We start from the raw sequence: 23238 nt of genomic DNA, 5'->3' as shown, positions 1-23238 counted from the left end.
GATGGCTCAGAAAAGGTCGGATGATCTGAGCATTATCCGTGCAGCGGACAGTTATGGTGAACTTTTGCAACATCGGCTGACCTTGATTAGCTCTACAAAAAAGGATCATCAGACGTTAAACCATTGTCATGATGAGATCATCAAACAAGTCGTTGCACTAGCACTACAACGAATCGAAAGTGAGTGGGGGGCACCTCCTACTCACTTTGTGTTCTTTGTGATGGGCAGTGCCGGCCGAATGGAACAGTCAATTTGGAGCGATCAAGATCACGGTCTTCTTTACTTAGAGGAGCATGATGACAATCAAGCTTATTTTTTAGCTCTAGGCCGTGAAATTGAGGAGGGGCTAGCCAAAGTCGGCTATGAACGGTGTGATGGGCTGGTCATGGCTTCACATCCGCGCTGGTGTTGCAGTCAAGCGGCTTGGCATGATCAGCAGCAACGATGGATGAAAGAAAACACGTGGGAAGCCTATCGCCATTTGTTAACGTTTTTCGATGGGCGCCCTCTCGTTGGGGATGCCAATTTAATGGAAGACGTCAAGGTGAACTTGCTACAGCGCATCGAAACGAATCGTCAGCTGTTAAAACGATTTATGCAAAACACCGAACGACTAAAAAAGGGGATCGGTCTGTTCGGACAGTTGCTCGTTGAATCAAAGGGTACAGCTAGAGGACTGTTCGATATTAAGCAAGTAACGTTGTTTCCGTATGTGAACGCACTACGGCTATTAGCCTTAAAAGAGCAGATTACAGCGGCTCCAACAGTCGCCAGATATGAAGCGATTCGAGATCGTTATTCGGACGTCTATGAAACAAAGCGAATGTTTGAGCAATTGCTGTCCAAACGATTGGAGTGGCAGCAAGATGTACCCAATTATGAGCGAATTCATTATCTTGATCTCACACAGTTAACGAAAGACGAACGGAATGAGTTAAAAGCATGGACGGTCACAGGGCACAAATTATACCGTTCAGTCGAGGAAGCTGTGAAAAGGGAATGGTCGTTATGATGAATCAAATGGTACAGCTAATGAAGCAGTTATCCTCGAAATTGAGCCCGAATGTCTATACATCGGCTCAGGCACCTTCCTCTGCTCAACAATGGTCTTACGTCAGACAGCTGCAACGGGAGATAAGGCGATCTGACGTATTGGATCTCCCGTTAGAAAAGCTGCCCGTCGTCGTTTTTGATTTGGAGACAAGCGGCTTTTATCCAGACCAAGGGGATCGGATTTTGTCGATTGGTGCTGTCAAAGTTGTTGGATTAACGATTCAGGAGGAGGAAACATTTTATTCTGTCGTCCATACCGATACAGTTCCCCCTGAAAACATCCTCGAATTAACAGGTTTGAGCGTGGAAGAACTGGAGGCTGCTCCTCCATTAACGAGCGTGCTTGAATCGTTTTATGCGTTCATTCGTCATTCGACGCTCGTGGCCCACCATGCCAGTCATGAAAAAGCGTTTATGTCCCATGTCACTTGGCAAACGATGAAGCTTCCTTTTGAGCACCGAGTGATTGATACATCGTTTTTAACGAAAATAGTGGCACCGCAAGAGCTGGTCACCCTTGATGATTGCTGTGCCTATTATTCCATTCCTGTACAAAATCGTCATCATGCTCTTGAAGACTCTCTTATGACAGCGAAGCTATGGATAGCTGCCATCGCTGCTGCGAGAGAGGCAGGTTTTGAAACGCTAAGAGACATTTATGTCCATTTGGCTCATCAGCGTAAATAATCGTCCTTGAAGGCATCTGCCATCAAGGACGATTTTGCACGTTCAAAAAAGATCAATCCTATGTTTACGTTCGGTCTGGGACGTGTTATTTTTCGCTTTTTCACCAGGGTTGATCAAAAGTGGAACATTAGATCGAGCCAATCGCATATTCAAATAAATGACAGAGGTGCAGGTAGGATGGTACGCCGTTCTATATGTTAGGCTAGTACCTTTCACTTAATTTTCAAGAAGGGCAAAGGGTTTCTCCTTCTTACGTCGTAACCGTTCATATACCATAAACCAAGGGAGGAATGGACGGTGGCGAAAGCATGGATGAAGGCAATTAGTGGTCTTTTTCTTATTCTCAGTCTGTTTGTCGTTCCAAGTGGAATACAGCAAGCGTTTGCTGTAGGTAATGGCCCAAACTATAATGGGAACGAGACGATTAAGAAGGAGCGAGTCAAGAACTATGAAGAAATGGTCTCCTTTCTAGAACATGTGACATCTCGCTCTGATTTGCTAGAGCTAGAGACAATTGGTCAATCGGTTATGGGGCGGGACTTGTTTCTCGTCACGTTTGGTACGAACCCTGATAATCCAACGATTGTTTTTCTAACCCAGCAGCATGGAAATGAAGAGATGGTCACAGAAGGGGCCTTAAACGTCATAAAAAATTTAAGCACGAATAGTCGCCAAGTACGCGAGTTGGCAGATAGCGTCAACGTTTTGTTTGTCCCTCGCTTAAATCCTGATGGGGCAGAGGCAGACGTGCTTTTTGAGTTAGAAGATTACGTGGGTGGTGGGCTTTCGACACGAACGAATGCCAACGGAGTCGACTTAAATCGTGATCATACGGATTTAACCCAACCGGAAACGAGGGCTTTACACGAAAATGTATTGCAAAAGTATGACATTGATTATTTGATTGATTTTCATCACCAAGGCACATCACAAGCGATTGATGGCCGTTATGTGTCAGGGTCGATGCTTTACCCGACCAATTCAAGTGTCACTCCCGAGGTGGTCGAAGGTTCGAAACAGTTAGGAAAAGTTGTGTACGATGCAGTGGAAGCGCGAGGCTTTGGCTTAATCGGAAGATATAATGGTGGCACAGCGAATACGATTGCCCGAAATGGGTTAGCGTCAACGTATGGGTTTTCTACACTCCTTTTTGAAATGCGGGGAATGACTGATCATTCACGAGAGGAAGCGGTTCTCGGACAGAAGAGCAATGGTTACTTAATTAAGCAGGCAGAGATTGCCATGACTGCGGCGATGGAAGCCATTGCTGATGGTTCGATTCTGGAGGCGGATACTTCTTTTTGGGATGAACTGCCCCTTCAACGCCCGATCGGAGAGGAAGAAGGAGAATAATCGACGGAAGCATCCGACACTGGTCGGGTGCTTTTTTCCCCTTTAATGAAGTTTATCTTTCTAAAAAGAGGAGAAAGTTAAACGCTCGATTCCTTTATGGCATTTTTAAGGGGAAGCGATGTGCGAATCGCAATCGAGCTATGATATGATATTGGTAGAAACAAAGGAGTGGTACGGATGGAAATATCCACAACAAAAGTATTAACGCTAATGGAAAAACAATTAGAGCAACTAAAGGCAGCAGCTCAAGCTGACCAGAAAAATGCGCTCACGGAGCACGCTGCCGTTTTAAAAGGGTACTGTGATTTATTTCTTGAAGGAGTAGAAAAGGGTGTATCAGCGCCGCGCATCCCTGCATCAGTCTCTGTCAAACAACCGATTCATGGGCAACAAATTGTGTCAAAAGCAGCTACACCCTTTCAAACAGTAGATTCGGATCAACGTCAAGACGAAGAGAAAGGAAACTTGCTTGATTTTTAGAATTTACACAACGGAGGGCTTTTGTAAACATCGCCTTCGCGATAGAGTTTGGCAAAAACAAGTTTAGCTTTAAGGCCTTCCCGAGGGCTCCCTACGGATAAGGTGCTACGTTTTTTTAAGCGGGTGCATTACGCTTTTCTAAAGGTCAGGGTTTTTCCATTCGACGAGAACGGCATAATGAAGAGATTCGTCATCTTCTAAATAGTTTGGGAGGATTTGCAACGGCCGCAATCCTTGTTTTAGCATAAAGGTAAGAACTAGGTCGTGGCGCTTTCCATCCACAACAGCTTGAACGTAATCTTCGACTGTCATTTGAGAAGCGACTTGGTGGTAGCCAGGGATTCGGCAGCCCGCGACAAAGCGAGTGAGGCCAAGTTCACGGATGAGTTGTTTCCGAGCTTCATATAACGCTCTGGCAACGCCTTTTCCGCGAAAGCTTGGGCGAACACACAAATCGATCCCGTACAAGCTATCGCCATCAGGCTGATGACTGCTTTGGATGTATCCGTTATCGGCCACCTCTTCCCACGTATGAGGCTTACCGTCGTACTTAATCAATAGCGAAGTAGCGGAGCCAACAATTTTGTCTCGGATAACCGCTACCATCGCTCCTTCGGGGAAGGACTCTACATGGGCAGCAATTTGTGCACGGTTCCACCATAGTTCTTCCGGGAATGGCGGGGGAAATGCTTCTTTTTGCACCTCTAATAAGCCGTTGAAATCAGCAAGAGTATAAGGGCGTACGATCAGTTCGTCCAATTCGTTTTCACTCCTTTTCCGTTTGTTTGACCTAAGTATACATATTTCTGCAACGTAAGGTCTAGATTTTGTTCCATCAGATCAGTGATACAGATCGGTGAGATATGCCGAAGTTTTTAGGGAGGTAATGACATGAAATTGTTTTTGTTACTTGGTAGTATCGTTATGGGGCTTTCAGTCATCATTGGTGCATTTGGAGCCCATGGCCTTGAGCCGCGTTTAAGCGAACGAATGATGAAAAACTATCAAACGGGCGTGCAATATCAGATGATTCACGGAATTGGGATCCTTGTTGTCGGTCTTGTAGGGCTCAAGATGTTGCCTTCTGCTTTATTATCAGCAGCAGGTTGGAGCTTTTTTGTCGGCATTCTGTTGTTCTCAGGAAGTCTCTATGCGATGGCGTTAACCGGTGTTACCAAACTCGGAGCGATCACCCCTATTGGTGGGCTAGCGTTCATTGCTGGATGGATTTTATTAGGGATTGCTGTTGTCCGGTAGAAAAGGAATGAAAAAAAGAAGCAGGCATCCCTGCTTCTTTTTTAATAGACAAAAGAAGATCTTTCTCTTTTGATGGTCAATGCTTAACGTGGAGCGTAAGTAGCGAGACCAAAAAGTGGCCTATATTCGATCGGTTCTTCAAACGTAATGTAATCAAGATAAACCATGAGCAGTAAATAATAGAGGCCAGTCTCTGGATCGCTTAAAATGATGTGATCACGTCCGGCTTCTTCAATACGGCCATTAAAAATCATTGCGTTCCATTGCTGGTTGTTTTCAAACGTCATATAGACGCTTACTTGTTTTCCGCGATTTAAACGAAGAATGTTTTCAATGTACGATTGCTCTAATGGCAAAGTATCGGGCGGTGTCATTGGCTGCATCATCGGTTGTTGCTGTTGGGGGACTTGCTGCTGTGTAAAGCCTGGAGGCTGGAATTGGTATTGCTGGGCTGAAAAATAACCAGGTTGCTGTCCTTGCGGTGTTTGTTGGCCGTACATTCCTGGGAACGCTTGCTGTGAGCCGAATTGTCCAGCTCCCGTTTGTTGAGGATTATGTCGATATCCTTGATTAGGCGAAAATGAATATTGATAAGGAATGGATGACGGGTAGTACGGCGTCTCGTTCGCTCCGTATTCGGCGGCTGACTCTTGCCCGGTTTGCTTGTTGTCTTGACTCACGATGAATCACCCCTTCATAGTTCATTCTCCTAAAATTTGTAACAAACTAAAAAACACCATACACTTCTGGACAATCTGCCGAAGTTGGGTTAAAGAAGCAATGGGCTTTATACCGACCGGAATTCCATTGTCCGTACCATTGCTCAGGACAAGGACCATCTGGACGGAAAAACCAAAGCGAAAACTCGGCAGGATGGGTGCGTTCCCCGTTTACAATTCGTTGTGCGAGCCGACGTTCTTTCTCCCGTGCCCGTTGGTAGAAGTACCCTTTTTGTGTCGCCTCAAATCCGCCAGGAGACTGAAAGACCATCCGTTCGACCGTATTAATGTCTGCAAAGTCAAGACAGCCGACACGGACACGATTGACCATGACATTCCCGGCCATTAACATTCCGAGATCTCCTTCGCCTTCCGCCTCGGCTCTCATTAAGCGTGCCAACAGATCGATATCCCGTGATGTTGTTCGAATGACGGCCAAATTCTCACCTCCTCTTAACTTGCCATATCGGTGCGATGCATCGAAAGTGATCTACACGCACGGTGCTACTCCAATCTATATGTGCGAGGCACGAGCCCTATGACAAAACAAAACAGATTTTGACGGTGGACGAGCAAATGAGACAAAATAAAAAGCGTCTGTGGCAGGGAAAAACCAACCAACAGACGCATAAAATTAAACATAAAAATAAGAGGGGATACCTTCTGCTGTAAGAAGGTTACCAACAAAAAACGAGCCAAATTCGCCGTAACGGGCGGAGACTTCGTCAAAGCGCATTTCATAGACAAGCTTTTTAAATTGAAGCACGTCATCTGAAAAAAGGGTAACGCCCCATTCCCAGTCATCAAAGCCGACAGATCCAGTGATGATTTGCTTCACCTTTCCTGCATAGCTACGACCGATCATGCCGTGACTTTTCATTAATTCGCGACGCTGATCCATCGGAAGCATGTACCAGTTGTCATCACCTTGACGACGCTTGTCCATCGGATAGAAGCAAACGTGCTTTGCCTTCGGTAATTGCGGGTAGAGTCTTGCCCGAACGTGCGGGTTTTGATACGGATCATCATCGCTATCTCCGGCCATATAATTGCTCAGTTCGACAACAGAGACATATGAATAGGCAGGAACGGTAAATTCAGCAAAGCGTGATTTATTAAATGCAGTTTCTATTTCATTTAACTCTTCCATCGACGGACGCAAGATCATGAGCATCACGTCAGCCTTTTGACCGACGATCGTATAAACTGCATGGCTTCCTTCACCTTGAGCCTCTGTATCATTCCATTTTTCCATAAGATCTAAAAATTCGTTGATGATTTGTTGACGTTCTTCTGTTGATAAAGTTTTTAGCTCCGCCCAATTAATCGTGCGGAAATCATGTAAACAATACCAGCCGTCTAACGTTTTTGCTGCTTCATTCATGGCATGATTCACTCCTTTTAAAATCACGAATCCCATCGATATCATACCACATTTTAAAAGGGTGCCAAAATGACGAGACTTAGGCAGTTATGTGAACAACTTGTGGATATGTGGGTTATCGTTGCAAAAATTGTTGAATCGCTTGTCGGTGTTCACGTGTTTGACCCGCTTCGCTTTGGGCAAATACTTCCTGCTCCAGAATGGAAGGGAGCGTTTGTTCAAAGCTAGCCTTGAACGTTTGTTTCATAAGGCCGAATGCAGTAATTGATGTATGCCGCAATTGTTCGATTAATTTGTCCGGCTCTCCGATTTGATGAATTAAATTGATGCGATAAGCTTCTTCAGCTGAAATAGGGTTCCCAAGGGCTAGCTCTAAGGCTTTACCATAGCCAACGAGCCGAGGCAAGAAGTAAGAGGCGCCAGCATCAGGAACTAAGCCAATCTTCAAAAAGCCGAGTCCAAGCTTTGCATTATAGGTAGCCACACGTAAATCACAGGCAAGGGCGATGCTAAGCCCTGCCCCAACAGCAGTTCCGTTAATATAGGCAACGGTTGGCTTTTGAATGGAGTCAATAAGCAAAATGAGTCGATTGTATGTATCTCGCAAATACGTACCGTGATCAAAATCTTCAAGTTCTTCTAGCGGAATGCTTTTTAGATCTGCACCGGCACAAAAAGCATCACCATTTCCTTGAAGGACAATGACTTTTACGTTTTCATCTCCATCGGCTTGTTGAAAAGCAGAAAAGAGCTCTTGATGCATCTCTTTATTTATCGCATTTTTTACTTCCGGTCGATTTAACGTAATGGTTGCCACATCATTTGTAACTTCATATAGCACAGATGATTTTGTCATACTTCATACACGCTCCTTTTGTTTTTGCACACGTACTGTCTAGATTAAAGTGTAAACCAATGATTGTAAACAAGTTCGCCACATATTCCGAAATTCCTTTGGAAACGCTTTAATTAGATGGAATGTTTTAATGATGAAATTTTGTAAAAAACATTGATCTGTAAGCGCTTTAGATCAGAATTTTATAAAAAATAAAACTTTAAAGAACTTTAACCGAACGGTTTATTTTTTATAAAAAGAGGAGTATGCTTTTTATTGTGAGGAATTGAACAAACCTAGGAGGAATCGTAAAGTGAGTGATCTCTTTCGTAACATTCAAGAACAAGTGAAGCGTCACCAACCGACTATTGTGCTGCCTGAAGGTACGGATGAGCGGATTTTAGAGGCGGCAGCAAATTTAGCAAAAGATGAAGTGGTGAAGCCGATTCTTGTGGGGAATGTTGCAGATATTCAGGCACGTGCATCTGAGTTAAATATTGACCTTGGATCTGTTGAGATTATCGACCCTAAATCGTATGAGGCATTTGACGATATGGTACATGCGTTCGTGGAGCGTCGGAAAGGGAAGGAAACTGAAGAGACAGCCCGTGAAAAGCTAGTAGATGTTAACTATTTTGGAACAATGCTCGTATATACAGGTGTAGCAGACGGCCTTGTAAGCGGGGCTGCCCATTCGACCGGAGATACGGTCCGCCCAGCATTGCAAATCATTAAAACACAGCCAGGAATTAAACGAACATCTGGTGTTTTCATTATGGTGAAGGAAGATCAAAAGCTCGTCTTTGCTGATTGTGCGATCAACATTGCCCCAACTGCCGAAGATTTAGCAGAAATTGCAGTTGCTACGGCTGAGACAGCGAAAGTGTTCGACATTGATCCTAAAGTGGCTATGCTTAGTTTCTCGACAAAAGGCTCTGCCGTCTCACCCGAGACAGAGAAAGTGGCAGAGGCAACAAAGCTTGCCCAAGAAGCTCGCCCAGATTTAGTCATTGATGGCGAATTTCAATTTGATGCTGCTTTCGTTCCAGCTGTGGCGCAAAAAAAAGCACCTGAATCTCCATTGAAAGGGGAGGCTAATGTCTTTGTATTCCCAAGCTTAGAGTCAGGAAACATCGGCTATAAAATTGCACAACGATTAGGTGGTTACGAAGCAATTGGTCCAATTTTGCAAGGCTTGAACCAACCGGTGAATGACTTGTCCCGTGGTTGCAACGCATCCGATGTTTACAAGCTGTCTTTAATTACTGCGTTACAAGCCATTAACCAAAAAGGCGACAATAACTAGGAGCGTAGTAATCGAGCGCTGTAGAGGGAACCCTGTAGTGAGGAAATCACTTCAGGGTTTTTTGTGTTTTGATGAGGGGAGTCAGTCGTTAAAAAGAGAGGAACCAGTGATCGGTCCTCCTTTTAGCTTATTCCGCAAGCAACTTCTCATTTCGTTCGCTAATCCGCGCGAAATGCTGCTCATATAACAGCCATTCGTCAGCGGATAAAGATTCTGTCATCAGCGAAGCTCCATGTTGTTGCAGTGTCATTAGAGCCTTCAGCAAAACATCTGAAACGTTGTGTGGTTGGCCCAATAGTTCGGATAAAGAGGCCATCGTTTCCGGTTTGATTCTAGGATAGACAAATTTAGTCGGCTGTCCGGCCACTGCTTTGTCATAAAAGGTTCGGATCATTTTTGCGCGCTCTGCCCCGCTACCGCTTACACATAAATAAATTTGCACTGCCACACCGCCACGAATTCGGCGCTGCGAGATACCAGCGAATTTTTTACCGTCAATGCTTAAGTCGTAGCTTCCAGGGCAATAAGAACCAACGATTTCTCTCGCTTCGATTTGATCTCTATGATCCTGGAACATGGAACAGATAAGCTCATACATTAATTCGTATCCGTCATCGATGGAGAACCCCTTCTCCTCTTTAAGAACGAGAGAGAGGTTTAGAATACCAGAATCGAGTACGACCGCTAGACCACCAGAGTTACGAACGATCACATGGTGTTGGAAGCCTTTTAGTGCTTCAATACCTGCTTTTATTTGAGGCAGGCGACTGTCCTGAATGCCAAGCACGACCGTGTTATGGTGAACCCACGCTCTAAGAGTTGGTGGGGATTGACTCTTTCCAATCGATGTGCAAAGGGTGTCATCATAAGCAAATGATTGCAGCGCCTGAAATGTCGGACCAAACGATGTGTGGTCTAAGAATCGCCATGGTTGAGATAAATGTTGCTGTAGCAATAAACTCATAATTGTCAGTCTCCCTTTGATACCGTCGCTTCATTATAGCATAGTTTTTCTTGCGAATTTGACGATTGCCTTCCAGTAAAAACGTGTTATACTGTAAGTTAGTGCTTTTATCATCTACAAGTTCGTTTTTACAATAAATAGGTTGAAGGGAAAGGAGTGGGGAGCGTTGGCAAATGAATTTCGTATTTGTGATGAGTGTCAAGCGACAAACATCAAGACACTAATCCCAAAACTGAAAAAATTAGACCCAAATGCAACCATTGATATACGCTGCCAATCCTATTGCGGTCCAGGTCGTAAAAAGTCATTCACATTTGTGAACAACCGCCCCGTTGCTGCGCCAGATGAAGATCAACTGATCGAAAAAATAAAGAAAAAGCTGAAGAAATAAGTGGCCTAATTGGTCACTTTTTTATACTTTAGGGAAGGCTACCTTCTATCAAGGAGTGGGAGGATAAGAAAACGAACGCTTCCACCTTAGACTAGGCAACACGTTATTTATCTGAAATACCATTGGTAAATAAGGAGAAAGATGGGGTTTGAGGAGATATCGGGTATTTTTTGAAAAAAGCGTCGTTGACGCGATCATTCCCGCGTGTTAGCCTATTTGACAAGGCTTACATTGCAGAGGAAGAGGGTTTTCGCCAATATCGATCCAATGAATCTACTCTTTATCAAAAATTTTATGTCATAATATCTAACAAGCCTCTTTATTTATTAATAAATAAAGATAAAATGTAACATGTGTTATCATATTTATTGCATTAATACAGTAGTGCAGCAAAGTGTACAGTTGTGAGAGGAGATGATGATATGAGTTTAACGAAGAAGATTATTATTGCCCTCGTGTTAGGGATTCTAGTTGGGCTTGGTATGAATAAATTTGCACCAGATTTATTTGTACCTATTGATACGTACGTCTTTACACCGGTGGGGCAATTATTTCTTAGATTAATTATGATGCTCGTCGTTCCCCTTGTTTTGTTTTCGATTATTCTCGGAACTGCAGGGCTAGGAGATCCGAAAAAATTAGGGAAACTTGGGTCGAAAACCGTCGGCTTTTACTTGCTAACGACGATGATTGCTCTCGTCATCGGCCTATCGATTGCCTATGTATTACAACCTGGAGAGCCTGGACTAATGGGGACAGTCGAAGAGGAGTTTGAAGCGACGGAAGCACCACCTGTCATGGAGACGATCCTCAACATTATTCCGAGAAACCCAATTGAGGCGTTAGCTTCAGGACAAATGCTACAAATTATTGCGTTTGCTGTGTTAGTCGGTCTCGCCCTTGGTAGACTTGGAGAGAAGACGAGCGGGATTTTAAAACTCGTGGAGCAGGGGAACGAAGTGATGATGTACCTTGTGAGCCTTGCGATGAAGTTAGCTCCATACGGCGCATTTGGCTTAATCGCCTCAGCTCTCGGTAAGCTAGGATTTGATGCATTAGGATCAATGGCCATGTATGTCATAGCCGTGTTACTTGCGTTGCTGCTGCATGCAGTCATTACCTATGGTGGCTTTCTCGCATTTGTTGCGAAGCGAAACCCGCTCGAATTTTTGCGAAACTTCTTCCCAGCGATGGTGTTAGCCTTCGGAACATCAAGCAGTAGTGCTGTCCTTCCTGTCTCCATGAAAACAGCACAAGAAAAGCTCGGTGTTTCTAAGCCTGTTTCTAGCTTTGTTCAGCCGTTAGGGGCCACTATTAACATGGACGGTACGGCGATCATGCAAGCTGTTGCGACGGTATTTATTGCTCAAGTTTATGCTCAGCAGCTTTCGATGGGTGATTTGCTCACGGTTGTTTTAACAGCAACACTCGCTAGTATTGGTACAGCTGGCGTTCCTGGCGTTGGGTTAATCATGCTAGCCATGGTCTTGCAGTCCATCGGTTTACCAGTGGAGGGAATTGCCCTTGTCCTTGCGGTTGATCGAATCTTGGATATGTCCCGTACAGCCATTAACATTACTGGAGACGCTACATGCGCTGTTGTAATTAATGAGTCAGAGAAAAGAAGCAAAGCGAAAGCAGCCTCTACGTCAGCAAGCGCCTAAGGTATACACTACAAGCCTACGATTCCTATACGGAATGGTAGGCTTTTTTCCATTTAAGAGAGTTTAATTGCATATTTTATAGTAGGGTGCAATGGACCTACTTTACATGCGAAGCAATATATAGCCAGTCCTAGTCGTATCCCTCTTTAGACCAGTAGCCTACTCCGCGTTTTTTTATAAACATAATCACTTGCTTAGATATGACTTATAATGTAAGCGCTTCACTATAGCTATATAGATAAAATAGCTAAGAAAAAATAAAAAACCGCAGGGTATTTTCACAATATTTATAAAATTCAAAATAGTGGGCTGGTGATACTTATTTTCCCTCCTTTCTATGGTAGGATTCACTCATGTGAAAGGAAAGGAGGGGGCAGGTCTCGGATTGTTTTCGCTAGCGATCCATTTTGTGGTCATGGTAGGACAAACTCTATATTGAAAAAGGAAGTGAGAGTATGATGAGATCAAGCATCGTCAAGCTAGTTGCTTTCAGTGTTGTGGTTATGTTATGGCTCGGTGTATCCTTTCAAACGGCAGAAGCGAATACGCCAAATTTCAACTTACAAGGCTTTGCCACGTTAAATGGGGGAACAACTGGTGGTGCAGGTGGAGATGTAGTGACGGTTCGTACAGGGAATGAATTCATAAACGCTTTGAAGTCCAAAAACCCTAATCGTCCGTTAACAATTTATGTAAACGGTACGATAACACCTAGTAATACGTCTGATAGTAAGATCGATATTAAGGATGTTTCCAATGTATCGATTTTAGGGGTTGGTACAAATGGACGATTAAATGGGATCGGTATTAAAGTATGGCGAGCGAATAATATCATCATTCGCAACTTGACGATCCATGAAGTCCATACAGGTGATAAAGATGCGATTAGCATTGAAGGGCCCTCTCGGAACATTTGGATTGACCATAACGAGCTTTATGCCAGCTTGAACGTTCATAAAGACCACTATGACGGCTTGTTTGACGTAAAGCGCGATGCTTACAATATTACCTTCTCTTGGAATTATGTCCATGATGGCTGGAAAGCGATGCTCATGGGGAACTCTGATAGTGATAACTACGACCGAAACATAACATTCCACCATAACTACTTCAAAAACTTAAACTCTCGCGTACCTGCGTACCGTTTTGGAAAGGCGCACTTGTTTAGCAATTACTTTGAGAACATTTTAGAAACAGGCATTAATTCACGGATGGGAGCGGAAATGCTCGTTGAACATAACGTTTTTGAGAATGCCACCAACCCGTTAGGATTCTGGCATAGCAGTCGAACAGGTTATTGGAATGTTGCCAATAACCGCTATATCAATAGCACGGGTAGCATGCCGACCACTTCCACGACCAATTATCGACCTCCTTATCCCTATACGGTCACACCAGTTGGTGATGTGAAATCGGTTGTCACACGTTATGCGGGAGTTGGTGTCATCCAGCCGTAAGCAAGAAAGCCATCCGAGCGATTGCTCTGGTGGCTTTTTGCATAAAAACATGGAACGGTTTTTACCAATCCTTTAGTGAAATGACGAAAACAACGTTAGAAACGAGCAGACAAGTTCGCTATAATAGCTGTATGAATGGTATGAATGGAGAGTTAAGCGAATGAGCGAATCCTACTACGGTTTGTTAGACGAAGAGAAGGTGTTCAAAGATCCTGTGCATCGGTATATTCACGTTCGGGATGAATTGATCTGGGCATTGATCGGCACGAAGGAATTTCAACGGCTTCGGCGTGTTCGGCAATTAGGGACGACGTTCTTAACGTTTCACGGTGCAGAACACACCCGATTTAATCACTCGTTAGGCGTTTATGAAATTACACGGCGGATTATTGAAGTGTTTCAAGGCCGTCCTTATTGGAACGAGGAGGAGCGACTCCTCACGTTATGTGCTGCCCTTCTTCATGACATCGGACATGGACCGTTTTCCCACTCGTTCGAAAAAGTATTTGATACCGATCATGAGGAATGGACGCGGCGGATGATCGTAGGAGATACGGAAATCCACAATGTGTTGCTAAAAATGGGGGATGATTTTCCACAGAAAGTGGCCGATGTCATTGAAAAAACGTACCCGAACAAATTAGTGACTAGCATCATCTCAAGCCAAATTGATGCTGATCGCATGGATTATTTGCAGAGGGATGCCTACTACACCGGGGTGAGCTACGGTCATTTCGACATGGAGCGAATTTTACGTGTCATGAGACCTATGGAGGATCAAGTCGTCATTAAACAGAGCGGGATGCATGCAGTAGAAGATTACATTATGAGCCGCTACCAAATGTATTGGCAAGTCTATTTCCATCCAGTCACCCGAAGTGCGGAAGTCATTTTAAGTAAAGTGTTTAAGCGGGTAAAGGACTTATATGAGCAAGGCTACAAATTTAAACAGGAACCGAAGCATTTTTATTCTCTATTTGAAGGAAACATGAGCTTGGACGATTATTTGCGGCTTGATGAGTCGATAACGATGTATTATTTTCAAATTTGGCAGGAAGAAGAGGATCGAATTTTATCGGATCTTTGTGTAAGATTCATTAATAGGCAGCTCTTTAAATACATAGAGTTTAACCCGAACTTGCAAATGAACGATTGGCCTCGGCTCCAGCAGCTTTTTGCTCAAGCTGAAATCGATCCTGAATATTATTTAGTCGTGGATTCATCGTCCGATTTACCGTATGATTTTTACCGCCCTGGTGAAGAGGAAGAACGGTTACCGATTCATTTGATTATGCCAAACGGAAAACTACGAGAGCTTTCACGAGAATCGGATGTTGTCGAAGCGATTTCAGGAAAGAAACGAACGGATCATAAGCTTTACTTCCCGATGGATTGTCTGACAGACCAGTCTGACCATAAAGAGATTAAGCAAGAAATTTTGTCGTTGTTATTTAAGTAAGGGGGAACTGGGGTGTTAAAAGATCACGCAAAATTAATGGCCATGCTCCTGCATGCTGGTGAAATCGTTGGGCGAAAGAAACTACAGAAAATGGTATACATCGCAAAAAAGGTAGAAATGCCTTTTTCCGAGCGCTACAAGTTCCATATGTACGGGCCCTATTCTGAGGAACTAACGTTGCGGGTGGAGGAGCTTTGCAATCTTGGCTTTGTAACGGAATTAAAAGAGGACAAGGGGAACTACTATCAATACCGGTACTCCTTATCGGAGGAAGGGAAAAAATTTCTGGAACTCCACGAAGCGGACGTCCTTGAAGGAAAAAGAATTATCGAACAAATGAATGAGCAGAGTTCACGGTTTCTTGAACTTGTGTCGACCTTGCTTTATTTTGAGGACCTATCACCAGAAGAAGTGAAGGAAAAAGTGAAGACGTTAAAACCGAAGCAAAATTATACAGATGAGGATATAGAAGAAGCTTCTTCGTTTATTAAGCGAATCCGTATGGAGCATTAACTGAGCAAAACCTAGAGCCAGTGTTTCCTTCCGCAGGATGCACTGGTTTTTTATCATGTCTCTAAAAAGGCTTCATGATAGAGAGGCTAGGACAAAACACAGGGGGGAAAGTTTCAAGGCCTTCGTGAGTGCTTCGTTCAATTCCGCTGAAGAGAAGATGATTGATCATTATTGATGGGACTAAAGGGCAAGTTCACACATTCGTTTGGCGAAAATCGATTGAGAACTACAGTGGGGACCTGAGCGAAAAATCAAACCAGATCCCATGAATCAACAGAAAAAAGGCCGGATCATCAAAATAAAATGACCCGAACCTTTTTGATTACGTTTGGCTCGTTTTGTCCAAGTCTCGGCCAATGTCTAGTCTTTTTTATTTGATCTTCCTTTTGTCTGCTCGATCAGTTGTTCAAGCAATGACACGAGTTCGTCCTTTGAGAGCCCGTCTTCCGATTTTGACTCCTTTTGGTTCTCGGGTGCTTCGTTAACGGACTCTTGTTGTTCTTGAGAGACTTCTTCTCCTTCCGGTTCGGGAGCTTCAAGCTGTTTGCGCTCTTGAAGCAATCGCGCTGGGATCAACTCACCGTCTGGCGTAATATAAGTTTTATTTAATCGCCGTGTATCTTTGTCAAACAAGCTGTAGATGACCGGGATGACGAACAAGGTTAAGAACGTTCCGCTAATGAGACCGCCAATGACGGTTAACCCGATTGGGCGCTGCATCTCGGTTCCTTCCCCGAGGGCTAATGCCAGTGGGAGAACACCAAGAATGGTTGTAAGGGCCGTCATCAGGACTGGCCGTGTCCGCTGTTTAACGGCTTCTACGATCGCTTCATAGCTTGTCGCACCAGACGCTTTCAATTGGTTCATGTAATCCACAATGACGATCGCGTTGTTGACGACAATTCCAGCTAAGATGATCATTCCGATGCCAGCCATGACACTGAAGCTCGTCCCTGTCACGAGTAAGGCAAGGGAAACACCGATCATGACAAGGGGTAAGCTGAACATGACGACAAATGGGAAGCGGAACGATTCAAATTGCGCTGCCATGACAAGGAAGACGAATACGACCGCTAGCATGAACGCTCCTGTCAAATCAGCCATGGCCGTCTCAAGCGCTTCCTGATCTCCTGTAAAGGCGAACTCCGTTGTATCCTCGAAGTTTTGCTCGTCAACAATGTCTAACACAATGGATGAGATGTCGCCAAGGGAGAGAGAGGAATCATACGTAACCGTAAACTCAACCGCATCTCGCTGCTCGATTCGGTTGATGGTGGCTGGCCCTTCTCCTTCTTCAATTGTCACAACATCGCCAAGAGGTACATAGACCCCTTCGTTGTTTCGAATCGTTAACTCTTCCATCGTTTCAAGACTATCGAGTACGTCAGGATGGTAACGGACAAATAGATCATACAAGTCATTGTCGATTTCAAGAGTTGTAACGGTTTGCCCAAGGGTGACATCATAAACAAACTGGGCGACTTGTGCTGGAACAAGACCATTTTCTCTTGCGGCTTCTTCATCAATCAAGAGTTGATATTCAGGCGTTGTGACATCAATGCTCAGCTCTAGGTTTGTGACTTCATTTCGTTCAAGCAATTCTTCTTCGAGTGCCTCTGTCGCTTCCTCTAAACGATCTGGATCCGAATCACTCAAGTAAAAGGTTAGTGTGTTTGGCTCCGATCCTTGGAGGGAGAGCGGCGATACGTTAATTTCTGCATCCGAGTCAACGCGTTCTACATCGCGTTTAATCGATTCGACAAATTCTAACGTTGTAAGGTCACGGTCGCTACTAGGCACAAGTGTTGCTTGGACTTGTCCTTCATAGCTATTGCCATCCCTTCTGCCAACATTCGTGCCTCTAGCGCCGGATGTGCTAACAAAGTTCTCAATTTCACTATAATCTTCAAGCTTTTGTTCTATTGCTTCTACCGTCTCACGTGTCCGTTCGAGGCTCGTTCCCGGTTCATGCTCAATCTCGACGACCATCAATCCTTCGTCCATATCCTCAAGGAAATCCACTCCAACTGTGGAAAGACCGTAGAGTCCACCAACGAACAAAAGCAGTGTAGCGATAAGCACCATGGCACGGTGGCGAAGTGCCCATTTAATGCTTCGTTCGATCGTTAGGATAAAACGAGATTGCTGGCGTTTGGCTTCTTCATTTTGTTGGAACTTTCGTAATAAGCGGCTCGCCATCAATGGGACGAGCGTAATCGCCACAAGGAGTGATGCAAATAGGCTTAGGGAAACGGTGAGAGCAAACTGGATAAACAGCTCACCAACGAGTCCAGTTAAAAACAATATCGGGACAAAGACGGAAATTGTCGTTAATGTGGACGCCGTAATCGCACCGCGAACCTCTCTCGTTCCTTCAAGCGCCGCTTGCTTTGGCTCTTTTCCCATGGAAAGGTGACGATAAATATTTTCAATAACAACGATGGAGTTGTCCACAAGCATTCCAATTCCTAATGCAAGTCCACCTAAGCTCAAAATGTTCAAACTAACATTCGTAAAATAAAGAAAGGCAAACGTCACGATGACAGAAAATGGGATAGCGATTCCGATAATTAAAGGGGTTTTAAAGTTTCGTAAAAACAAAAATAAGACAACCATGGCCATGGTCGCACCGGCGATGAGGGCGACAAGAACGTTGTTAATCGCCTCTAAAATGAAGTCTCCCTCATCATAGAGAACGAAAGCGGAAACGTTATCAAAGCGATCCTGCTCTAATAGTTCGTCCAACCGTTCTGTAATAGCCACAGAAACATCGACGGAATTGGCCGCATCTTCTTTCATAATGCTAAATTGCACGGCGGGGTCATTGTTCGCCCGTGTAATCACTGTTTCATCTTCTAATGAAATCGATACGTCCGCAACGTCAGAAAGTAACACATCATCACCAGTCTGAGGATCGATGGTAAGGACGAGATCTTCAATCGTTTCAACTGCGTCGAGCGTCCGAATGGTGCGCGTCGTTAACGAGCGATCCCCATCACTAATCGTTCCCCCTGGCAATGAAATATCGTTTGCCTCGATGACATCGACGACATCCTGTTGGGTAAGATTAGCCTCTTCAAGTGCTTCGTCATCAATGGTAACCTCTACTCGTTCCATTAAACGTCCGTGGGAAGAAACACTAGCAACGCCTTCAACTCGTCCAATTTCCCGTTCGAGTTCGTCAAGGGCCTCGCTAATATCGGAAATGGCCTCAGTATCTGATGTGACGACAAGCTCCATGATCGGGAAAGCTGAAGGATCAAATTTTAAGAAGCTAGGGTTGCTAGCTCCATCAGGGAGATCAGCGCGATTGATCGTAGAAATAATGTCGTTTTCCACATCATCAATGTTTGTCGTCCACCCAAATTCTAAAATGATGATCGCGCTACCCTCCATCGACTGGGAGGTTATTTTATTCAAGCCTGATGTGGTTGAAAGCTCGTCCTCTAATATCCTCGTGACATTTTCGGACACCTCTTCGGCACTAGCTCCAGGGTAGGAAGCGGTCACTGCTCCAATGGGTGGGTTTAAATCAGGAGTTAACTGCAATGGTAGGTTTACGTATGAAATTCCTCCTACGAGAAGGAAAATGATCATTCCGACGATCGTAAAGACCGGTCGCCTAATGGAAAACTGGGTCATCTAAGGCTACTCCTCTCTATCAATCCATAGGTAAATAATTTAACTGTTTATAAAATGAACTATCAATTATCCTAATGTGGGAAAGCGGAGAAGTCAATCAATTCCCCCTGAGTTCAAGAAATTGATGAAAACCTAGGTTTATCGGTCTTCTGATCATCCGAAGTTTTTGAACCGATCAGGCACATGAAAAAAGCAAGCGCCTCCTTTTAGGGTGCGCTTTTTCAATTGGATTATTTATGCTTTGCTCCTCGTTGATTGAAATCAAGAATAATGTCGCGAAATTGCTCTAAGACGTTTTTTACGTGGACAATATCTTGAAAAGGGAGTTTGCTTATGTAACGCTCAATTAAAACTGTCTCTGCTTCCTCTATCTTTTGTTTAATAAGCTCTCCTTGGGGTCCGAGCTCTAATCTATTTTCGCGCCTGTTCTCTTCATTGATGGAGCGGATGATAAACTGATGTTGTTCCAAAACAGAAAGCGCTTGACTGACAGCGCTTTTCGTTATTCCAAAATGGACAGCAATTTCTGATGTTGTTACGTTTTCACGAAAGATGATATGGAGTAGGATCCGAAATTGTCGTTTGTTGAGAGGGAGGTTTTCGACCATCGCTAACTCTTGGGCAAACAATCTCGAAATATCATCTAAAGTAAATTGTAATTCCCGCAATAGTTGTCTGTAATCTTCCAATGGATACCCTCCCTCCGTGTATGTCAGAATGTAAATTACTGATCGCTGATCCGCTTTCCTGCCACTCCATAATGATCTTTGCGCATTTCTTCTAATACGACGTGAATCTTTTCGGGGTTTGCTTGAATGGTTTCGGCAACCGCCTCGGTGACGCGCTCCACAAGTGCACGCTTCTGTTCATCCGATCGACCTTCTAAAAATTTCACTGTGACAATTGGCATGGAAATCACCTCGCTTTATTCTGTTTAACTGGCGCTAAGACTTACCCTTGATGTTAAATAAACATAGACAAAGAACGTCACGCCCAAGTCGGTGTGTTCATATCGCGTGAGCTTAGGCTAACAATTAGTGAAGATGAAGTAAAGCCCTCATAGAATGAAGTTTCACTTTATTCGTTTCTAGTTTACACGATTTATAACGAAATGAGAAAGAGGAGCAACGGAAGATGAAAAATGTTCACTTGATGGTGGAAATACAACTTCCTCATTGTGTACACTTTACGTATAGGGATTTTAGGAAAAGAAGGGATGATCGAAGTGGATCTTTTAAATAATGACAACCTTAAGAAAAAAACAAGCGGCTTTACGATTCTAAGTGGGGATTCAACTGACGGTCACGGAGGGTATGGGGCAGGTGTTTTAAGCTTAGATAATGTGACACCTGTTTTCGTCGACCCTGAAGAGGAGCGGGCGTTTGTGGATCTGGGGGCCCTTCACGCTCGATCTGAGGTCGAAAAGCGAATTAAATTTTTACCAAATAAAGAAGAAGTGCCAAACGGTAAATTGTATTGGCTCGTGTGGGTGACCATTGATTCGAAAAAAGAAGGTCCGTACTACGCTGGCGTTGCCGGATGTGAAATGACGGTTGACCGTGAAATCCGCCGAGGCTATAAAAGCATGCCAGAGCATGTGAATAAAATGGATAAGTCGATCAAAGGGAAAATTGTCGTCGATGATATGGATGAAAGGTCGAAACGTATTCTCGGCGAGTATTTAAAATCCTTTAATGAAGACATGTGGAAACGGTCCGAGCCAGAGTTGCGGGAAAAATTGCTTGGCGAAAAGTAGATCAAAGCTTTAGCGGTTTGTAAAGAGTAAATATCGGTTAGTTTTGAACGATTTATGAAAACTATGATGGCCTATTGAGCTAAGGTGTAAAACGATATACACTTATCAATAGTATAAAGACACTTTATACTAGGACACAAAAAACCGTGAGGAGCTTTTCCTCACGGTTTTTTGCTGTCTATTCAATGGAACCAGCGAATAAAGCGGTCTAGAAAACGCTCTTTTTCATGGTTTTCTTCATCGATCGCATCGGTTTCATTGTCCCTCGCTTCTTCTGGGCAGCCTTCCGTCGGCTCTGTCCCTTCGACGAAAAAGGTTTTTCTGCCATTAGGGCACACATCATTTGCTAGAAAGCCGTTAGATGGGTTCATGTTAACAGAGACGACGCCTGGCGGTTGTCGAAATTGTAGCATCAGCTCGTTCTCTAATGCATGTTCAGTGAAGTTGGCCCAAATCCGTTTAGCCACTTGGCCTTCTGTTCCGTGGTTAAGGGTTTCACTTTGGTCATAACCGATCCATACCCCTGTTACGAGCTGAGGCGTAAACCCGACCATCCAACTATCGGTCGATGTAGATCCAGATTTACCGGCAACAGGGCGGTTGACAAGATGGTTGACGGAGCTACCCGTTACCGACATATAGTCGTTAAGGGATGGATCGAACATAGCGGTCATTAAGTCTGCCATAATAAAGGTTAGTCTAGGATCTAACGTTTGCTCTGTTTCCGGCATTTGCTCATAAAGAACATTCCCGTCTCGATCAACTACTTTTGTAATGAAGCGTGGTTCGACCGTAAACCCATTGTTCGCGAAAGGAACGTAGCTTTTGGTCAGTTCAAGGACACCGACGGGCAAGGTTCCGAGTGCGAGCGATGGGATGTCGCGAAGCGGGCTCTCAATGCCAAAGCGTCTAGCGGTCTCCACGAGCTCATCTGTTCCTAAAAACATATGGGTTTTCACGGCAAAAATATTATCGGAAAAGGCGAGAGCTTGCAGCAATGTCACAAAATCGTCCTTGTACCGGTCTTGAAAGTTTCGGGGCGAATAGGTAGAACGCCCTTGATCGTATGAGAACGTTGTCGGTTCACTAATGAGCGTCGATGCAGGCGTAAATCCTTGCTCCAGGGCAGCATAATATAGAAATGGCTTAAAGGAAGAACCAGGGGAGCGTCGAGCTTTCGTTGCTCGGTTAAACGAGCTTTCCCCGTAATTTTTCCCGCCAACGAGGGCGCGAACGTCACCTGTGCTTGGATCAATGGCTACGAGAGCTACCTGTAAATCGGAATCTGGCATCTCCACTTCCACCCAACGTTCCGCTTCTTCCTGCATATGCGGGTCGAGTGTGGTGTAAATGTGCAACCCGCCTGATTCTAATAATGCTGGATCCAGCCCTACCTCTTCCACTAACTGTTCCTCGACCACATCTTGAAAATAAGGCCCGATCGTTTCTGAGCGCATGCCACCATCTGTCACGTAATCGAGCGCTTCATTTATCGCCTCTTCTGCTTCTTGAGCCGTAATATATCCGTTCTCGACCATGGATTGGAGGATGATCTCTTGCCGTGCCTTTGCCCGCTCTTCGTCTACGAGCGGAGAGTAGTAGCTCGGCCCTTTAGGGACACCGGCTAGCATGCTAGCTTCGGCTAACGTCAAGTCGGCTGCTTTTTTTCCGAAAAAATGTTGAGCAGCAGCTTCGATACCATAAGCGCCGTGCCCGTAGTAGATTGTATTTAAATAGCCTTCTAAAATATCATCTTTCGTGTAATGCATTTCTAGACGTAGGGCATAAAGGGCTTCTTGTGCTTTACGATTCCACGTTTTATCATGACCAAGGTATAAGTTCCGTGCGTATTGCTGCGTAATCGTGCTTGCTCCTTGAGCCATTGAGCCAGCGCGTAGGTTCGCAACAACAGCTCCGCCGATACGAGTAAGATCAAATCCATGATGCTGGTAAAACTTTCGATCCTCGATGGAGATCGTAGCCTCTTTTAAATAAGGAGAAATCTCGTCCAAGGCGACCCAATATCGTTGTTGGCCTTGGTGATGCTCCCCGATCACAGACATATCATGTCCATATAAAACGGTCGTTTGTGATACTTGGAGTGGCGGAGGACCTTGCATTTTAATGTATGATAATAGAGAGACAGCACTTCCAGCCCCAAGGACAAGAACGATGAGCAAAAGTCGGAGCCAAAGTCTGAACAACCGCCACCGTTTTCTTGCTTTTCGTTGAATGACGACTTCCATATGAGTCACCTCGAATAGGAAAAAATAAATTCATAGATACGTTTAGGATTGGTAGAATCGGCGACTTTTAAA

22 protein-coding genes are annotated in these 23238 nt (G+C 44.4%); 12 read left to right on the top strand and 10 right to left on the bottom strand.

The features are described from left to right. The first annotated feature begins 1 nt into the window (after position 1). The 4 genes from FED51_RS19580 to FED51_RS19565 all read left to right on the top strand — a co-directional run bounded on the left by FED51_RS19580 (position 2) and on the right by FED51_RS19565 (position 3573). Positions 2 to 1012: a DUF294 nucleotidyltransferase-like domain-containing protein gene (locus tag FED51_RS19580; protein WP_010899958.1), complete on the top strand. Its 1011-nt coding sequence runs from the start codon at positions 2 to 4 to the stop codon at positions 1010 to 1012. After that, entirely contained in the window at positions 1009 to 1740 is a 732-nt protein-coding gene (locus FED51_RS19575; RefSeq protein ID WP_233443858.1) for a 3'-5' exonuclease, read from the top strand. The genes FED51_RS19580 and FED51_RS19575 overlap by 4 nt, the downstream gene beginning before the upstream one ends. A gap of 297 nt (positions 1741 to 2037) precedes the next feature. After that, positions 2038 to 3093, top strand: coding sequence for a M14 family zinc carboxypeptidase (locus FED51_RS19570; RefSeq protein WP_010899956.1), 1056 nt, complete (start codon positions 2038 to 2040; stop codon positions 3091 to 3093). A gap of 177 nt (positions 3094 to 3270) precedes the next feature. After that, the gene (locus FED51_RS19565; RefSeq protein ID WP_053430122.1) at positions 3271 to 3573 is read left to right on the top strand and encodes a YwdI family protein; all 303 of its coding nucleotides are present in this window, start codon (positions 3271 to 3273) and stop codon (positions 3571 to 3573) included. 138 nt (positions 3574 to 3711) lie between these two features. Here the strand turns inward: FED51_RS19565 and FED51_RS19560 are convergent, their stop codons facing one another. After that, positions 3712 to 4332 carry a GNAT family N-acetyltransferase gene (locus FED51_RS19560; protein WP_053430123.1) on the bottom strand — a complete coding sequence of 207 codons (621 nt, stop codon included), beginning with the start codon at positions 4330 to 4332 and terminating at the stop codon, positions 3712 to 3714. A 132-nt stretch (positions 4333 to 4464) separates the two neighbouring features. Here FED51_RS19560 and FED51_RS19555 point away from each other — a divergent pair, with 132 nt between their 5' ends. Then, entirely contained in the window at positions 4465 to 4830 is a 366-nt protein-coding gene (locus FED51_RS19555) for a DUF423 domain-containing protein (RefSeq protein WP_010899953.1), read from the top strand. A gap of 83 nt (positions 4831 to 4913) precedes the next feature. On the opposite strand, the gene gerQ is transcribed toward FED51_RS19555, so the two are convergent. The 4 genes from gerQ to FED51_RS19535 all read right to left on the bottom strand — a co-directional run bounded on the left by gerQ (position 4914) and on the right by FED51_RS19535 (position 7789). Next, positions 4914 to 5510: a spore coat protein GerQ gene (gene gerQ / locus FED51_RS19550; protein WP_053430124.1), complete on the bottom strand. Its 597-nt coding sequence runs from the start codon at positions 5508 to 5510 to the stop codon at positions 4914 to 4916. 46 nt (positions 5511 to 5556) lie between these two features. After that, a complete protein-coding gene (locus tag FED51_RS19545) occupies positions 5557 to 5988 on the bottom strand; it encodes a cell wall hydrolase (protein ID WP_010899951.1) in 432 nt (143 codons plus the stop codon). Between the two features lie 195 nt (positions 5989 to 6183). Continuing rightward, on the bottom strand, positions 6184 to 6933 hold the full coding sequence (gene hemQ, locus FED51_RS19540; protein ID WP_053431907.1) for a hydrogen peroxide-dependent heme synthase: 750 nt from the start codon (positions 6931 to 6933) through the stop codon (positions 6184 to 6186). A 115-nt stretch (positions 6934 to 7048) separates the two neighbouring features. Beyond that, positions 7049 to 7789, bottom strand: a complete 741-nt coding sequence (locus FED51_RS19535) for an enoyl-CoA hydratase/isomerase family protein (RefSeq protein WP_010899949.1) — start codon at positions 7787 to 7789, stop codon at positions 7049 to 7051. A 265-nt stretch (positions 7790 to 8054) separates the two neighbouring features. Between FED51_RS19535 and pta the strand changes: the two genes are divergently transcribed. After that, positions 8055 to 9074: a phosphate acetyltransferase gene (gene pta, locus FED51_RS19530; RefSeq protein WP_083445437.1), complete on the top strand. Its 1020-nt coding sequence runs from the start codon at positions 8055 to 8057 to the stop codon at positions 9072 to 9074. Positions 9075 to 9201: 127 nt separating this feature from the next. On the opposite strand, the gene lipL is transcribed toward pta, so the two are convergent. Next, complete coding sequence (gene lipL, locus FED51_RS19525; RefSeq protein WP_053430126.1) at positions 9202 to 10038, bottom strand: octanoyl-[GcvH]:protein N-octanoyltransferase; 837 nt, start codon at positions 10036 to 10038, stop codon at positions 9202 to 9204. Positions 10039 to 10204: 166 nt separating this feature from the next. Here lipL and FED51_RS19520 point away from each other — a divergent pair, with 166 nt between their 5' ends. From FED51_RS19520 to FED51_RS19500, 5 genes are all read left to right on the top strand, one after another. Continuing rightward, entirely contained in the window at positions 10205 to 10429 is a 225-nt protein-coding gene (locus tag FED51_RS19520; RefSeq protein ID WP_010899946.1) for a YuzB family protein, read from the top strand. Between the two features lie 422 nt (positions 10430 to 10851). Further along, complete coding sequence (locus FED51_RS19515; RefSeq protein ID WP_053430127.1) at positions 10852 to 12093, top strand: dicarboxylate/amino acid:cation symporter; 1242 nt, start codon at positions 10852 to 10854, stop codon at positions 12091 to 12093. A gap of 455 nt (positions 12094 to 12548) precedes the next feature. Further along, a complete protein-coding gene (locus FED51_RS19510; protein WP_138090963.1) occupies positions 12549 to 13550 on the top strand; it encodes a pectate lyase family protein in 1002 nt (333 codons plus the stop codon). A gap of 160 nt (positions 13551 to 13710) precedes the next feature. Then, positions 13711 to 15009, top strand: a complete 1299-nt coding sequence (locus FED51_RS19505; RefSeq protein ID WP_010899943.1) for an HD domain-containing protein — start codon at positions 13711 to 13713, stop codon at positions 15007 to 15009. 12 nt (positions 15010 to 15021) lie between these two features. Beyond that, a complete protein-coding gene (locus tag FED51_RS19500) occupies positions 15022 to 15522 on the top strand; it encodes a YwgA family protein (RefSeq protein WP_010899942.1) in 501 nt (166 codons plus the stop codon). 360 nt (positions 15523 to 15882) lie between these two features. Here FED51_RS19500 and FED51_RS19495 read toward each other — a convergent pair whose 3' ends face one another. The 3 genes from FED51_RS19495 to FED51_RS19485 form a co-directional block, all read right to left on the bottom strand. Beyond that, the gene (locus tag FED51_RS19495) at positions 15883 to 19164 is read right to left on the bottom strand and encodes an efflux RND transporter permease subunit (RefSeq protein ID WP_053430128.1); all 3282 of its coding nucleotides are present in this window, start codon (positions 19162 to 19164) and stop codon (positions 15883 to 15885) included. Positions 19165 to 19394: 230 nt separating this feature from the next. Beyond that, positions 19395 to 19853 (bottom strand): MarR family winged helix-turn-helix transcriptional regulator, encoded by a 459-nt coding sequence (locus tag FED51_RS19490; protein WP_053430129.1) that lies wholly within the window; start codon positions 19851 to 19853, stop codon positions 19395 to 19397. A gap of 35 nt (positions 19854 to 19888) precedes the next feature. Beyond that, positions 19889 to 20074 carry a 2-hydroxymuconate tautomerase gene (locus FED51_RS19485; protein WP_010899939.1) on the bottom strand — a complete coding sequence of 62 codons (186 nt, stop codon included), beginning with the start codon at positions 20072 to 20074 and terminating at the stop codon, positions 19889 to 19891. 306 nt (positions 20075 to 20380) lie between these two features. Here FED51_RS19485 and FED51_RS19480 point away from each other — a divergent pair, with 306 nt between their 5' ends. Further along, the gene (locus tag FED51_RS19480; RefSeq protein ID WP_010899938.1) at positions 20381 to 20920 is read left to right on the top strand and encodes a YwhD family protein; all 540 of its coding nucleotides are present in this window, start codon (positions 20381 to 20383) and stop codon (positions 20918 to 20920) included. A gap of 182 nt (positions 20921 to 21102) precedes the next feature. On the opposite strand, the gene FED51_RS19475 is transcribed toward FED51_RS19480, so the two are convergent. Further along, on the bottom strand, positions 21103 to 23166 hold the full coding sequence (locus FED51_RS19475; RefSeq protein WP_053430130.1) for a penicillin-binding protein 1A: 2064 nt from the start codon (positions 23164 to 23166) through the stop codon (positions 21103 to 21105). Between the last annotated feature and the right edge of the window lie 72 nt (positions 23167 to 23238).

It is taken from the genome of Halalkalibacterium halodurans, assembly GCF_005671335.1.
In the GTDB taxonomy this organism is placed as follows: Bacteria; Bacillota; Bacilli; order Bacillales; family Bacillaceae_D; genus Halalkalibacterium; species Halalkalibacterium halodurans.
The sequence above is the reverse complement of the archived record's forward strand: the minus strand, read 5'-3'. Positions and strand labels throughout refer to the sequence as shown.